This is a genomic window from Promicromonospora sp. NPDC050880, from assembly GCF_044456525.1.
Classification (GTDB): domain Bacteria; phylum Actinomycetota; class Actinomycetes; order Actinomycetales; family Cellulomonadaceae; genus Promicromonospora.
This window is the reverse complement of record NZ_JBITFV010000003.1, coordinates 168,593-183,484: the sequence shown is the minus strand read 5'-3', so window position 1 is coordinate 183,484 and position 14,892 is coordinate 168,593. Positions and strand designations below refer to the sequence as shown.

General features: G+C 72.9%; 10 protein-coding genes. 3 read left to right on the top strand and 7 right to left on the bottom strand.

The features are described from left to right. The first annotated feature begins 67 nt into the window (after positions 1–67). On the top strand, positions 68–901 hold the full coding sequence (locus ACIBBF_RS07535; protein WP_397412097.1) for a hypothetical protein: 834 nt from the start codon (positions 68–70) through the stop codon (positions 899–901). On the opposite strand, the gene ACIBBF_RS07530 is transcribed toward ACIBBF_RS07535, so the two are convergent. Both ACIBBF_RS07530 and ACIBBF_RS07525 read right to left on the bottom strand, forming a co-directional pair. Further along, positions 861–1,265, bottom strand: a complete 405-nt coding sequence (locus ACIBBF_RS07530) for a hypothetical protein (RefSeq protein ID WP_397412095.1) — start codon at positions 1,263–1,265, stop codon at positions 861–863. The two genes, ACIBBF_RS07535 and ACIBBF_RS07530, sit on opposite strands and share 41 nt — an antisense overlap. 106 nt (positions 1,266–1,371) lie before the next feature. After that, positions 1,372–2,673, bottom strand: a complete 1,302-nt coding sequence (locus tag ACIBBF_RS07525) for an MFS transporter (RefSeq protein ID WP_397412093.1) — start codon at positions 2,671–2,673, stop codon at positions 1,372–1,374. A 241-nt stretch (positions 2,674–2,914) separates the two neighbouring features. Between ACIBBF_RS07525 and ACIBBF_RS07520 the strand changes: the two genes are divergently transcribed. Further along, positions 2,915–5,398, top strand: coding sequence for an esterase-like activity of phytase family protein (locus ACIBBF_RS07520; protein ID WP_397412091.1), 2,484 nt, complete (start codon positions 2,915–2,917; stop codon positions 5,396–5,398). A 107-nt stretch (positions 5,399–5,505) separates the two neighbouring features. Here ACIBBF_RS07520 and ACIBBF_RS07515 read toward each other — a convergent pair whose 3' ends face one another. The 5 genes from ACIBBF_RS07515 to ACIBBF_RS07495 all read right to left on the bottom strand — a co-directional run bounded on the left by ACIBBF_RS07515 (position 5,506) and on the right by ACIBBF_RS07495 (position 13,956). Beyond that, positions 5,506–6,939, bottom strand: coding sequence for an alpha-amylase family protein (locus ACIBBF_RS07515; RefSeq protein ID WP_397412089.1), 1,434 nt, complete (start codon positions 6,937–6,939; stop codon positions 5,506–5,508). Positions 6,940–7,081: 142 nt separating this feature from the next. Beyond that, positions 7,082–7,270, bottom strand: coding sequence for a PspC domain-containing protein (locus ACIBBF_RS07510; RefSeq protein ID WP_397412088.1), 189 nt, complete (start codon positions 7,268–7,270; stop codon positions 7,082–7,084). A gap of 1 nt (position 7,271) precedes the next feature. Further along, complete coding sequence (locus ACIBBF_RS07505) at positions 7,272–7,469, bottom strand: PspC domain-containing protein (RefSeq protein WP_397412086.1); 198 nt, start codon at positions 7,467–7,469, stop codon at positions 7,272–7,274. Between the two features lie 105 nt (positions 7,470–7,574). After that, a complete protein-coding gene (hrpA, locus tag ACIBBF_RS07500) occupies positions 7,575–12,212 on the bottom strand; it encodes an ATP-dependent RNA helicase HrpA (protein WP_397412084.1) in 4,638 nt (1,545 codons plus the stop codon). 97 nt (positions 12,213–12,309) lie between these two features. Beyond that, entirely contained in the window at positions 12,310–13,956 is a 1,647-nt protein-coding gene (locus ACIBBF_RS07495) for a glycoside hydrolase family 76 protein (protein ID WP_397412082.1), read from the bottom strand. A gap of 281 nt (positions 13,957–14,237) precedes the next feature. Between ACIBBF_RS07495 and ACIBBF_RS07490 the strand changes: the two genes are divergently transcribed. Beyond that, a complete protein-coding gene (locus ACIBBF_RS07490; protein WP_397412080.1) occupies positions 14,238–14,873 on the top strand; it encodes a hypothetical protein in 636 nt (211 codons plus the stop codon). Positions 14,874–14,892 lie beyond the last annotated feature (19 nt).

Sequence of the window (14,892 nt, the reverse complement as noted above, 5' to 3'; positions counted from 1 at the left end):
CCGTCGAACCTGCCTTCACCCGTGCTTCGGCCCCCACGGTGTCGGTGAGGTCTGGGAGAGTGTCCGCATGAAGAGTCTGCCCGACGCCGGACGGCGCCCCGCCGCCCTGAGCGTCCTGCTCCTCGCCGTCGCGGTGTGGATGTCGGTCCCGCTGCGCCTGCTCGTCCCCGGGACGGAGCTCGATCTCGGCTTCACCACGGCCAACGCCGTCTACGTGATCGAGAACGCGGCGATGGCGGGGACGATCGTGCTCGCTGTCGGCGCCACGGTGCTGCGTGCCCGGCGGGTCCTGACGGCCGTGATCGTCGTGGTGGGGGTGCACCTGCTGGTCCAGGTCGGCACCGCCACCGTGCAGCTGGTCCAGGGGGCCCGTCCCGAGTTCCTGCTCGGCACCCTGCTCGCGATGCTCGAGCTGGTGCTCGTGCTGGCCGGCGCGCTGCTCGCGCGTCTGCTGCACGAGCCGACGTCGGCGCGCCGGACCGGCCTCTGGGTCGTGCTCGCGGGCGCCCTGCTCTACATCCTGTGGGCGAGCGTGCTGCAGCCGGTGATCGCGATGATGCCGTACGGCGGACCGCTGCCGGGAATGATCGGTTCGTACCTGCTCATCATGCTCCTGAACCTGCTGGCCGTCGCCGCCGCGGTGCTGTGCGGCTGGGCCTCGCCCGTGACCCGCCGGATCGGTGCGGTCCTGGCCGGCGTCGTCGGCGTGCTCGGGATCGCGGGAGCTGTGGGGGTGATGGGTGTCTACGGTGGTGCGTACGGTGCCGTGCAGATCGTGCAGGGAGTGCTGCTGCTCGCCGTCGTGCCGTTCGCCGTCGTCGCCGCTCGCCGTGTGACGGCGTCCCGGCGAGCGGCGGACGTCACCTCGCCGAGCTCGCTCGGATCTCCTCCAGTGCGATGACCTCGAGGATCTGCTTCACGATGACCGGGCCGACGGACTCCCAGGAGAGCATCTCGGCAATCACCATGTAGGAGAGGTCGTCACCGGTGAAGCAGCCGCCACGGTGCAGCGCGTTGAGCAGCCGGTGCTTGGGCCAGGTGAGCTCGTCGAGCCGCTCGACCCGCCGCACTGCGGGGAAGAGCCGGCCGACGGGCAAGGGCTTGAGTCGCGTCACCGCGGCGTCCGCCAGACGGGCGACGCCGATGTCCGTCTTGCTGTCGACCTGACCGACGTACCAGGCGTCGTCCTCGGCCATGACCTCGCGGAACCATGGGAACACCTCACCCCAGGTGGGTGTGGGGGTGACGGCGGGTGCGTCGGACATGTACAGATGCCTCCAGTCCCTCTGTAGGTAAGTGCATCAATCCTTGCACCGTTCGGCAGCCAAAACAGGCATCTTTGGCGTCGGGGACCGGACCTCATCCATAAATTCACCCCCTTTCCGGTTGCCTCACCAGGGCTGCTGTGCGAGAGCCTCGCAGGCCGAACAGGATCGCGACCGTGACGTACCCCACGGAGAGCGCGACGAAGAGCCCGGGCGACCAGCCGGCGTCAGGCACCAGGAAGGCCGCGAGGGCCGCGGCACCCACGAACGCCGCGTTGTAGAGCACGTCGTAGAAGGCGAAGGCACGGCCGCGGTAGGTGTCCTCGGAGTCGCGCTGCACGATCGTGTCGACGGCGATCTTCGCGCCCTGGGCCGCGAGCCCGAGGAGCGCGGCGGCGGCCACTACGGTGACGAGACCTGGCTCGGGCACGAGGATCAGCTGCGACACCCCGGCCACCAGCAGCATCACGGCGATCCAGGTCTGCGGTGCCATACGCCGGGCCAGCACGGCGGTGAGCAGGATCGCGAGGCCGCCGCCCGCTCCGGTCGCGCCGATTACCGTCGCGAAGGTGGCGAGGCCCGCGCTGCGGTCACCCGGTTCGGCCAGGAGGTTGCGGGACATGAGGATCGAGGCGATGAACACCACCCCGTACAGGAAGCGGTGCAGCGCCATCACGAGCAGCGCCTGCCCCGGGGTGCGGCGGGCGGCGAGGTACCGGGCACCGTCGGCCAGACCGCGGGCCACCGCGACCAGCTCGTTGCGGATGGAACCGTCGGCGGGCCGCAGCGGGCCCAGCAGGGTGCGCGACATCCGCAGCCCGAGCAGCGACGCACAACCCATCACGACGCACGCACAAGCCAGAGCCGTCGCGTCCTGGATGCGGCCGGCCGGCATGAGGAGACCGAGCACGAAGCCGACGCCGCCCCCGAGGAAGGCGGCGCCCGCACCGAGGGTCGGTGTGAGCGCGTTGGCGGTGAGCAGCAGATCGCCCTGGACCACGCGGGGCAGGCCGGCGGAGAGACCCGCCAGCAGGAACCGGTTGACGCTCAGCGCGGCGAGGCCCAGCACGTAGATCGCGGGCGTGACGCCCTGGGTGAGCATGAGCACCGCCATCGTGCCGGTGATGAGCACGCGCACCGCGTTGCCCACCACCAGGACCTGGCGCCTCTGCCACCGGTCCAGGAACACGCCCGCGAAGGGGCCCACCACCGTGAACGGCGCCAGCATGATGGCGAACGCACCGGCGATCGCTCCGGCGGAACCCTGCGACTCGGGGCTGAAGAACAGCAGGTTCGCGAGCCCTACCTGGAACATGCCGTCGCCCGCCTGCGAGACGAGCCGTACCGCGAAGAGCTTGCGGAACCCGGGCAGGCGCAACAGGGCGCGTAGCTCGCCGAGGACGGTCACCCGCTCACAGTAGTGGCCCGTCCGCCCGTTCGGCCTGCGCGACGACGGCGGTTGTCACCGCGGTGGTAGGGGGAACGCTGTCCAGCGTCGGCCGGGACAACGCTGCGGAGGCGGAGAGATACGGTCAGGTCGGCGGCAAGGCTCGCCCCGGCCCAGGGCTCCGGAGAAGTTCACCTGAGCGCAACGTGTCCGCCACCTGAGGTCAGCCCTGCTGCCATGGGTCGGCGTCAGCCTGCCCTGTGTGTCTCCCAACAGCCGCCACACGGCCGTCCTCGCCTCCGGCGCGGTCCTCGCCCTCGGGCTGAGTGCCCTCCCGGCCCATGCGGCCGGCCAGCTGGTTCCCACCAGCAGCCTCACCAGCCGCACCACCCTCGGCGGAACGAGCGCAGCCGGCACCGGCGCGTTCGCCCCGCCCAGCCCGCGCGAGACCTTCCACCGTCTCGCCACCTACCCCGTCTTCCAGAACGTCCCGGCCGGCACCGACCCCGCCGACGAGACGGTCGCCGAGATCTCCGCCGTCAGCGAGGACGGTCGAACCCTGGTCCACACCGACGCCGCCGCCCGCCGCATCGGCTTCGTCGACATCAGCGACCCGGCCGCGCCCCAGGGCCTGGGCACGCTCTCGCTCGCCGAGCTCGGCTCCGAGCACGACGAGCCGACGTCGGTCGCCGTCGTCGGGGACCACGTGCTCGTCGTGGTCGACAGCTCGACGTCGTTCACCGCGCCGTCCGGCCGCCTCGACGTGGTGGACCTGGCCACCCGCACCCGGGTGCGCTCGATCGACCTGGGCGGCCAGCCCGACTCGATCGCCGTGACGCACGACGGCACCCACGCCGTCATCGCGATGGAGAACCAGCGCGACGAGGATGCGCTGCCCGACACGGGCACGGGGGAGGAGGGCGACCTGCCGCAGGCGCCCGCCGGGTTCCTGCAGTTCGTCGACCTTCCCGGCACCGACCCCGCGGCCTGGCAGGCGCGCCCCGTCGTGCTCGACGAGGCGGCGCTCGCGGCCGTCGGCCTGGACACGCCGCAGGACCCGGAGCCCGAGTACGTCTCGATCAACCCGTCCGACACCAAGGTTGCCGTCACGCTGCAGGAGAACAACGGCGTCGCCGTGCTCGACGTCGAGTCGGGTGAGCTCGAGAACGTGTTCTCCGCGGGCGACGTCGCCCTGGAGGGCGTGGACGCCGAGGACGACGGGGCCATCGACCAGACCGGCTCCGTCGCCGCCGCCCCGCGTGAGCCCGACGCGATCGGCTGGATCGACGACGAGCACGTCGCCACCGCGAACGAGGGCGACTGGAAGGGCGGCACGCGGGGCTGGACGGTGTTCGAGGCCGCGACCGGTGAGGTCGTGTGGGACGCCGGGTCCTCGGTCGAGGAGCTCGCCGTCCGCGTCGGTCTGCACAACGAGGACCGCGCCGGCAAGAAGGGCGTGGAGATGGAAGGGCTCGCCGTCGCGACCCTCGACGGCGTCCGCTACGCCTTCGTCGGCTCCGAGCGGTCCAACTTCGTGGCCGTCTACGACGTCTCGCGTCCGGCCGAGCCGCGGTTCGTGCAGGTGCTGGCCACGACGAACGGTCCGGAGGGGATCCTGCCGGTCCCGGCGCGGAACCTGCTGGTCGTCTCCTCCGAGGAGGACGCGGCCGAGGACGGCGTCCGGGCCTCGGTCTCGGTGTTCGGCAAGGGTCAGCGCTACGCCCGCTCGGGCGGGACGGCTCCGCTCGGTGCCGCGGCTCTGCGGGGCTCGCAGGCTCACTCCTCAGCCGCGGAGTTCCCGTCGATCGTGTCCGCCGACGCGCGGACGGCGACCGGTGACCGCAGGCCGATCGGCTGGACGGCCCTCGGTGCGCTCTCCGCCGACCCGGCGGACCGTGACCGTCTGTGGACGGTGACCGACGCCGCGAAGTCGCCGACATCGATCCTCGCGATCGAGACCGCCGGGCCACGCGGCCCCAGGAAGAGTCCCGCCGTGATCGACCGCGAGATCGTCGTGACCGAGGACGGGGCGCCCGTGGGGCTCGACGCCGAGGGCATCTGGGCCCGGCCGGCCGTCCACGGCCGGGCCGGCGGCTTCTGGCTCGGCGTCGAGGGTGCGACCGGTGCGGAGAACGCGCTGGTGCGCGTGTCGGCGTCGGGCCGCGTGCAGGAGCGGGTGAGCCTGCCCGACGATGTCGCCGCGGGCCTGGGCAAGTGGGGCATCGAGGGCGTGACCGGCATGGTGGACCGTGCCGGCGAGCACCTGTTCGTCGCCCTCCAGCGGGGTTTGACCAGTGACGACGGGGTTGGCGGCTATGCCCGGATCGGGCGCTACGACGTCGAGACGCAGGAGTGGACCTGGTTCGGCTACGAGCTGTCCGAGCCGACGGCCGACGGTGACTGGATAGGCCTGTCCGAGGTGACCGTCGTGGACCGGGACACGCTCGCCGTGATCGAGCGGGACAAGCTCAACGGCCCGGCGGCCGCCCTCAAGGCGGTCTACACGGTGGACCTCCCGAAGCGCGACCCGCGCCCCGGGACCGTTCCGGTGCTGCGCAAGAAGCTCGCGATCGACGTGCTGCCCGCCCTCCGGGCCACCCACGGCTGGACGCAGGAGAAGCTGGAGGGCCTCACCATCGGCGGGAACGGCCGGGTCTACGCGATCACCGACAACGACGGCGTCCAGGACGCCACCGGCGAGACGGTGTTCCTGGACCTGGGCGCCGCCCGCAAGATCCTCCGCTGACCCGCCCTCACCCTGACCCGCTCTCGCTGAGTGCTGGATATTCGCCCTTCTCGCGCACGAGAGAGGGCGAGTATCCAGCACTCAGCGAGCGTCGTCCTGGGAGAGGGTCAGGATCGGGCGCCCGTGTGAAGAGCGAGGGCGCCGTAGGCCGGGACGGAGGCCGTGAACCAGCCGCCCGAGTCCACCGTCCGCTTCACCGAGCAGTCCGCGGCGGCGACCACGTCGCAGTACGTGCCCGCCGGCAGCGACGTCTGGAACGAGCGCTGCACGGCCGAGGCCGTGTTGTTCAGCACCACGTAGCCCTTGGCGCCGCGCCCGTAGGAGACCAGGTTGCCGCCGTCGTCCCACCAGTGGGTGACCTCGGTGCCGGCCACCTCGTTGTGGAAGCCGACCATGCCGCGGATCTCGGTCCAGCGCTGCGTGCACGTCCACCTGCCCGTGCCGCAGGTCGCGTCCGGGACCACGGTCTCGGTGGCGCCGGGCGCGCCGGCATCGTTGTTCGAGAACTCGTAGCCCGAGTACACCGACGGGGAGCCGTACGGCCACGACAGCAGGAACGTGTTGGCCAGGACGTACTTGGCGCCCCACGTGTAGTTCATCGACTCGCCGTTGCGCTCGGTGTCGTGGTTGTCCACGAACACGCCCGCCCGGTCGTACGGCAGCTTGCCGTCGCCGATGTACCGCAGGTTCTTGATCTGCCCGTCGAAGTCGCGCTTGAGCTGTCGCGCGTAGTCGAACTCGTGCGAGTCGCCGCTGCCCAGGTACTCGGACGGTTGGATCGGCTCGCCCGCGGCCCCGATCACCTCGTGCACCCAGAACACGTTCGGGTTGCTCATCCGCGCCTTGATCGCCTCGAGGTCCGACGCCGGGATGTGCTTCGCGGCATCGATCCGGAACCCGTCGACGCCGAGGGACACCAGGTCGTCGAAGTACGCGGCGAGCCGGCCGCGCACGTAGTCCGAGCCGGTGCGCAGGTCCTGCAGCGAGACCAGGCGGCAGTTCTGCACCTGGTAGCGGTCGCCGTAGTCCGAGATGTTGCTGCGGCAGTCGTTGAAGTCAGCGGCGCTGTACGTCCCGGCGAAGTTGTCGTCCGAGAACTGCGTGCCGGCGACGCCGGTCCCGGACTGGCCGGCGCCCGCCATGTGGTTCACGACGGCGTCCGCGATCACGCCCACCCCGGCGGCGTCGCACGCGGCGACCATGTTCGCGAACTCGGCACGCGTCCCCAGCTTGGACTCGATCCGGTAGCTGACCGGCTGGTACGAGGTCCACCACTGGGTGCCCCGGATGTGTTCCATCGGCGGGGACACCTGCACGTAGCCGAACCCAGCGGGACCGATCACGTCCTCGCACTCGGCGGCGACGGAGTCCCAGGTCCACTGGAACAGGTTGAGGATGACGTCGCCGTCGCCGTGCGGCGGGGTGGCGGCGTCGGCCTGCTCCACGGCGGGCGAGGCGGCGACCAGGCCCACGGCGAGCGCGGTGGCGAAGGTCGTCAGAGTGGCGAACAGGCGTCGGGGCACGTTCGGACGGCGCGTCATGGCGGCTCCTTGCGGCGTTGTCCCGGCTGAGGCGCGTGCGGCGTTGCACGGCCGTTTCCGGATCTTGCTGCAAGCGTTGCAGAAGCGTGCGGCGACACGCCAGAGGCCCGGGTGAAAAACCCGGGCTGGCGTGTCGGAGGTATCAGTCCTCGGTGGGCATGAGGATCCAGAACGCGATGTACGCGAGGAACTGCGGCCCCGGGATGAGGACCGAGACGACGGCGAGGACCCGCACGAGCGTCGGGTCCCAGCCGAACCGACGCGCGATCCCGGCGCAGACACCGGCGATCATGCGCCCCTGGCGCGGGCGGGAGAGGGTCTGTGTGCTCATGTCAGGCCGTCTGGCGTTCGTTCGGGATGACGGCCCAGGCGATCAGGTACGCGAGCACCTGCGGGCCGGGGATGAGGATGGAGGCGACGGTGGCCACGCGGACCACCGTCGTGCTCCAGCCGAAACGTCGGGCGATCGCGGCGCAGACGCCACCGATCATGCGGTCGTCACGAGGGCGGGAGAGTGTCGGTGTGCTCATGTCTTCGACGGTAGGCGCGGCACGGTCCGGGGACCATCGGGTAACCCCCGGGTTCGCCCCTGATCGCGCCTCGCCGGTTCCCAGGGGGATGTCCGTCAGGGGGCGTCACCAGCCCCCTGGTGTCAGCACCTTCCGGATCCGCTTCTCGCTGACCGGGCCGTCGGTGCCGAGCTGCTGCGCGAACAGCGAGACGCGCAGCTCCTCCAGCATCCAGCGCACCTCGGCGAGCTCGGCCGCACGCGCCGCGTCCGGGGCACCGGCGGCGTATGCCGCCTGCGCCTTCTCGTACGCCGAGGTCACGTCACCGATCCGCCACGCGAGGTCCGCGTCGCGCGCCGGGTTCTCGGCGGCCTTGACCAGCCGGTGCGAGTCGGCGCGCAGGTAGCGGGCCAGGTGCGGCAGCCGGCGGGGCGGCGTCGCGGACACGAACCCGTCGTGCACCAGGGCCGCGCGGTGCTCGCGCAGGTCCTGGAGCGTGGTCAGCAGGGCGAGGCTGCCCGACGCGCGGATCTCCCCCTCGAGCGCACGGCTCGCCGACAGCGCGGCCACGACGTGCCCCACCACACGGTGCACCTCGTCCTCCAGGTGCCGGCGCACGAACGCGAGCGCGTCCGCATAGGCCGACGCCGACCGCACGTCCGCCGCGTCCGGGCCGCCCGGCGGCGTGTCGTAGCGGACCTGGTCCGCACCGGAGGTCAGGGCCGTGACGGCGGCGAGCTGCAGGTCGGCGACCAGGGCCTCCGTGCTCGGGTACGGCGACGCCGCCATGGTCAGCGACTGGGTGCCCGTCCACCGCGACGTGATCCGCCCGGTGCCCAGCGCGGCCTCGGACACCAGCAGCCGCCGCACGCCGGCGGCGTGCGCGGCCGCCTGGGCCTGCTCGTCGGCGAGGATCCGCAGCGCCACCCCGACGGTACGCGCCTGGCCCTTGACCTTCGGCGCCGCCTCCTCGACGAGCGCGGGGAAGCCTCGCACCACCATGCCGGCACCCACGTCGGTGGACACCGACTCCGGCAGCATCCCGCCGTCGGGCAGCCCGGAGGGCCAGGACGTCAGCCCGGTCCGCTCGCCGACGACGCTCGCGGCACTCGCGGGGACACCGGGAGCGGCCTCGGAACCGCCGGTGCGGCGCCCGGCCACCGCGGCGGGTGATGCCGCGGGCCCGGACGGTGCTCCCGCCCCGCCCGGCCCGGAGGCCGCGCCCGAGGCCCCGGCTGCCGCCCGCGCCTCCGCCAGCGCGGCCCCGACGGCGCCCCGGACCGCCGACCGCACCGCCGCCTCGGCACGCGAGGCGAGCTTGCGCTGCAGCAGCACCAGGTCCTTCGACTCGTCCAGCACCACCGACGACGCGGACCGTCCCTGACCGCGTTCCTCGACCACCCGGAACGTGACCCGCAGGTGCGCCGGCATGCGTTCGAGCCGCGCGGTGTCCCACACCTCCGGCGGCACCACCACGTCGCGCACCGCGCGCACGGCTCGGGTGAACGCCGACGTGTAGGGCTCCGCCATGTCGCCCGCACGCACGATGTCCGCCCAGGCGGGACACTCCTCCCGGATCCAGGCGACCACCTCCCGCGCCACGTCCGGCGCCGGCACCAGCTCGCGGCGCACCGTCTTGGGCAGGGACTTGATCGTGGCCACCGTCAGCTCCTCCAGCAGCCCGGGCACCATCCAGTCGAACCCGTCCGGCACCACGCGCGCCAGCACGGCGACGGGTACGTGCACGGTCACGCCGTCGGCGTCCGACCCGGGCTGGAACTGGTAGGTGAGCGGCAGGGAGAGCTCGCCCTGCGGCCACGCCTCGGGGAACTCGGCGGTGTCGACGGTGGCGTCGCCGACGAGCTGCTCCATGGTGAAGGTGAGCAGGTCGGGCGTCTCCCGGCGGGCCCGCGACCACCAGCGGTCGAAGTGCGCGGCGGAGACCACCGACTCGGGCACGCGCTCGTCGTAGAACGCGAACAGGTCGTCCTCGTCCGCGACCAGGCCGCGCTGCCGGGAGCGGGCCTCCAGCTCGCCGGCCTCCTCCAGCAGGGCGCGGTTGTCGTGGAAGAACCGGTGGTGCGTGGTCCACTCGCCCTGCACGAGCGCGTGCCGCACGAACATCTCGCGTGCCGCCTCGGGGTCCACCTTGGCGTACAGCACGCGCCGGTCGGACACGATGGGCACGCCGTACAGCAGCACCTTCTCCGTGCACATCGCGGCACCCTGCTTGGTGGACCAGTGCGGCTCCGAATAGGTGCGCCGGGCGAGCGGGCCGGCCAGCTCCTCCGCCCACTCCGGCTGGATCCGGGCCACGTCGCGCGCCCACAGGCGGCTCGTCTCCACGAGCTCGCCCGCCATGATCCACACCGGTGGCTTCTTGGACAGCGGCGACCCCGGGAAGATCGCGAACCGCGCACCGCGTGCACCCACGTACTCGTTGCGGGCCTGCTTCTTGGCCCGCTTCAGCGCGCGCTCGCGCGCCTCGCCCCGCAGGTGCGCGACGGCGGACGCCTTCACCTCGCCGGTGTCCTGCATGCCGATCTGCGACAGCAGGCCGGCCAGCAGCGAGCGGTGGATCGTGTCCTCGTCCCACCCGTACCGGTAGGAGACCTGCTGCGTCTCCGGCGTCGTCCCGCCCGCCGCGGACCCGACCGCGCCCACGACCAGCGGCGGCGTGGGGTGCACGGACATGTCCATGTCCAGGGGACGTGCCATGTCCCGGAGCTGCGCCACGACGTCCTGCCACTCGCGGACGCGCAGGAAGTTCAGGTACTCCGCCTTGCACAGGCGGCGGAACGCCGAACCCGACAGCAGGCGCTGCTGCTCCCGCACGTACTCCCAGAGGTTGAGGTAGGTCAGGAAGTCGGAGCGCGGGTCCGCGAACCGGGCGTGCTGCTGGTCGGCCTGCGCCCGCTGCTCGGCGGGGCGCTCGCGGGGGTCCTGGATCGACAGCGCCGCCGCGACGACGGCGACCTCGCGCGCCACGCCGTGCCGCGCCCCCTCGATGACCATGCGGGCCAGCCGCGGGTCCATGGGGAGCTGGGCGAGCGTTCGACCGGTCGCGGTGAGCCGGGTGCCGCCGTCGACCTCCTCCAGGGCGCCGAGCTCGGTGAGGAGCTGGACGCCGTCACGGATCGCCCGCGTGTCCGGGGCCTCGACGAACGGGAAGCGGGCCACGTCGTCGGGCGTGCTGACCACCCCGACCGAGATCATCTGCAGCAGCACCGACGCCAGCGACGTGCGCAGGATCTCGGGCTCGGTGAACTCGGGGCGGCCCTCGAAGTCCTCCTGGGAGTACAGGCGGATCGCGATGCCGTCCGCGACGCGGCCCGAGCGGCCGCTGCGCTGGTTGGCCGAGGCCTGCGACACCGGCTCGATGGGCAGCCGCTGCACCTTGGTCTGCTTGGAGTAGCGGCTGATGCGTGCCGTACCCGGGTCGACCACGTAGTGGATGCCCGGCACGGTCAGCGACGTCTCGGCGACGTTCGTGGCCAGCACGATGCGCCGCGAGGCGTGCGGCTGGAAGACCCGGTGCTGCTCCGCGCTGGAGAGCCGTGCGTACAGCGGCAGGATCTCGATGTGCTGCGGGTGCCTCGGGTCCCGCGCACGTTCCTTGTAGTGGCCGGCCAGGCCGTCGGCGGCGTCGTGGATCTCGCGCTCGCCCGAGAGGAACACGAGGATGTCACCGCTGCCCTCACGCATGAGCTCGTCGCAGGCCTCGATGATGCCGGTGACGAGGTCCTTCTCCTCGGCGCCCCGCGCCTTGCCCTTCTTCTTGCCCGACGCCGCCGGCTCGCCCCCGGCGCCGGTCTCGCCCTCGTCCGGGGACAGCGGGCGGTACCGGATCTCGACGGGGTAGGTGCGCCCGGACACCTCGACGATCGGGGCCAGGTCCGGGAGCACGTCGGTGACGTAGTCGGGCGCGCCACCGCGCTGCGCGAGCGCAGCGGGGGAGAAGTGCGCGGCGAACCGCTCGGAGTCGATGGTCGCCGACGTGATGATCAGCTTGAGGTCCGGCCGCTGGGGCAGGAGCCGCGAGAGGTAGCCGAGCAGGAAGTCGATGTTGAGGGACCGCTCGTGCGCCTCGTCGATGATGATCGTGTCGTAGGCCAGCAGCTGCGGGTCCCGCTGGATCTGCGCGAGCAGGATGCCGTCGGTCATGACCTTGACCAGCGTCCGCTCGCTCGACTGGTCGGTGAACCGTACCTGGTAGCCCACCACGTCGCCGAGCGGGGTGCCGAGCTCCTCGGCGATGCGCTCGGCCACCGTGCGGGCCGCGAGCCGCCGGGGCTGGGTGTGCCCGATCTGCCCCTGCCGGCCCCGGCCGAGCTCCAGCGCGATCTTCGGGATCTGCGTGGTCTTGCCGGAACCGGTCTCGCCCGCGACGATCACGACCTGGTGGTCGCGGATGGCCGCCGCGATGTCCTCCCGGCGTGCCGAGACGGGCAGCTGCTCGGGGTAGGTGATGGGCGGTACGTCCACGGCGGCACGCCGGGCGGCGGCCGCCTCGAGCTGTGCGGCGGTGACCCGCTGGGGCCCGGTCCGGCGCGGCCTGCGGCCCTGACGCTCCGTGGTCCGGCGGTCGCCCTGGTGATCCTGTTGCGGCTGGTGCCCCTCCGGCTGCTGTCCCTCCGGCTGGCGACGCTGCCGGCCCGGCTGGTCGCCCGAGCGCCGGCCCGACCCGCGGCGACGGTTCCGGCCCCCGCCCGGGCGGCCATGGTCGCCGTCGGACACCGGGGTGGAAGAAGGCTCGCTGCTCACAACCCCCTATTCTCCCAGGCTCGGCAAGGCCATTTGCCGAACCGCGCCGGACCCACGGGCCGGTGGACGGCCCGCGGACCCGGCGCGGCGCTCGCCGTCAGCCGGCTTCCGCCGCGTTGAACAGGTCGAGCGCGCCGTGCTGACAGCCGTGCCCCGCGGTGACCGGTACCAGCGGCCCGGCCCAGTGCGGGCCGTACATGCCGAGCGCGTCGCGGTCGTTCGCGGCGACGGCGTCGGCCTGCCGGTCCAGGTAGGCGCTGTACGGGCGGTCGGGCAGCGCCACGTCGAGCTTGCCGAGGCCACGCACGTAGGCACCCTTGAAGGACGCGCCGTCGCTGGTGCAGTCGTCGCCCTCGTTGACCTCGCGGAGGATGCCGCCCGGGTTGAGGGCGGCGGACGTGGTCGAGGCGTCGGCCAGGTCCCGCGCGGTCTCCAGCAGCGTCGCGTCGCCCGTGGCCCGGTGCAGCTCGGCCAGCGCGCCCAGGATCACCCCCTGGTTGTAGGTCCAGGTGGGCTCGCCGTTGTTCACGCACGAGTCGTTCAGGCCGTCGTTGACCAGGTTGCCGGAGTTGATCATGCCGCTCGCCCGGAACCAGTCCCAGCCCTCCCGGGCTCGCTGGAGGTAGGTCGTGTCACCCGGGATGCGGTTGTGCAGCGCCGCGTTGAGCTGGATGTAGAGCTCGTTGGTGATCGCGTTCTTGTACGCGATGCCCGTGCTCCACTGGACCCCGCCGCCGCACGTGCCGGTCCAGTACGCCCGCATGTGGTCGGCGTCGGCGCGGGCCGTGCTCAGGTAGCGGCTCTCGCCCGTCAGGTCGTACGCCGCGATCCAGGCCAGGCCCCACCAGCCCGTGTCGTCCAGGTACTCGTTGCGGAACTGGCCCTGGCGCGCGTTCACGTTCTTGTCGTAGGTCTGCCCGATCGCGTAGCGGTAGCTGCCCATGCCGCTGATCCGCGCGTTGTCGACGACGGCGGTCAGGGCGTTGGCACCCGTCCACCAGCCGTCGGTCTCGAACAGGCCGGTGTCCTGGTCCCAGAGCATCATCAGCGCCGTGGCGGCCTCGGTCGACCGGCTCCAGGCGTTGCGGTCGTTGCGCGCCCAGCCGGTGCACGCGATCTCGGCGCGGTCGGCCGCCTTGCCGCAGGCTCGCAGTGCACCGACGCCCGCGGTGCCCCAGTCGTCCACGTTGTACATCTGGGTGCGCCAGCCCGTGGAGCCCGCCGGGATCGCGGTGGCGCCGAGCCTGCTGCCCGACGCCCACGTCCTGCCGCCGTCGAAGGACCGGTCGAGCCATACCTCGTCACCCGGCTGCCCGCCGTCGATCGAGCCCCAGCCCATGACGTCCGGGTCGGAGACGTGCAGCCGGAGCGTGCGGCCGTGGACGCCCGCGCTCACCGGCACCCGGTCGCCCGCCGCGGTCGCCGGGTCGCGGGCGTCGCAGTAGATGTCGCAGATCACGGCGGCAGGTGCCGCGGTGCGGTCCGGGGCACCGGCCGGCGTCCCGGGCACCCGTGAGCCGGGGGCGCTCGCGGACGGTGCGGCATCGGGGGACGCGGCCTGTGCCAGCGGTACGGGCAGGGCGGCGAGCAGCGCCGCCAGGGCCGCGGCCACGGGCGGGCCGACGACGAGCGCCCGGCGCGGGCGCGCGGTGCGGTGCGCGGAGCGGGTGCGGGTGCCGGGCCTGGTCACTGCGCCGGCCGTGACGCCGCGCGAGCGCGGCCGACGTTCTGACAGCGGTGTCATGCGATCTCCCTGTGCTCGTCCTGGATTCCGGGGTGGAGAGGTGGAGCGATGGAGCGGTCGGCCACGGCGACGGTGCGGCGGCCCGGACCAGATTCACCCGGAACCGGTGGTGCGTCAAGGTGCGTGGCGGCATGGGTATCGCTCCCCATGTCGTACCGGCCCTGACCTGCCTAGGCTCTCGGGGGCCCGGTGACGTGCACCGCGGTGCCGGAGGGGAGCGGTATGGCTGACAGTTCGACGGGCGGTGCCGTGGTCGGCTCGGCCGGCGTCGGCAGGCCCGCATGACGCACGGCGCGCTCATCGCCCTGTGCGAGAACCGGATCAACGGGCTGAGTCGCACCCGCCTGGCGTTCGAGCAGGGTATGGGGCCCGAGCGGGTCGGCCGGCTCGTCGACGACCTGCGGGAGGCCGCGTCCGGGTGGGACGCGGTGGTCTTCCGCCCGCCCGAGGGGGACCCCGTCGCGCTCCGCGTCGGCGCGCGGAGCGTCCGGGAGGGCGTGGCGGGCTTCGCCGTCGTGGCCGACGTGCTGGAGACCTACGCGATGGCCCTGGAGGCCGGTCAGGTCCGGCACGCGTCGGGGCTGGCGCACCTGCGCTCCGCACGCCGGGGTGCGGCCGGGCTGCCGGCGATCGGGTCCCCGGGCACGGGTCCCGATACGGCGCGGCCCGACGGCGGGGCCGGAGCCGACCCGGCGGCCGCGACGCCAGGGCGGGACGCGACCCGGGACGACGCCGTCCCCGGTGCGGTGGAGGCGACGGCCCGGGCCGCCATCGACGTGCTCGACCTGGCGTGCGCCGGGTATGCCGCGTGCCAGGACGCCTACCAGGCGGTGCACGACGCCGAGCGTGCGCTCTACGCGGCGCTCGCCCACGTGCGGGTGCGCTCCTCGGGCCGCTGGGGCGGCCTGCGGGTCTGAGTCACCCGGCCGGCCCGGG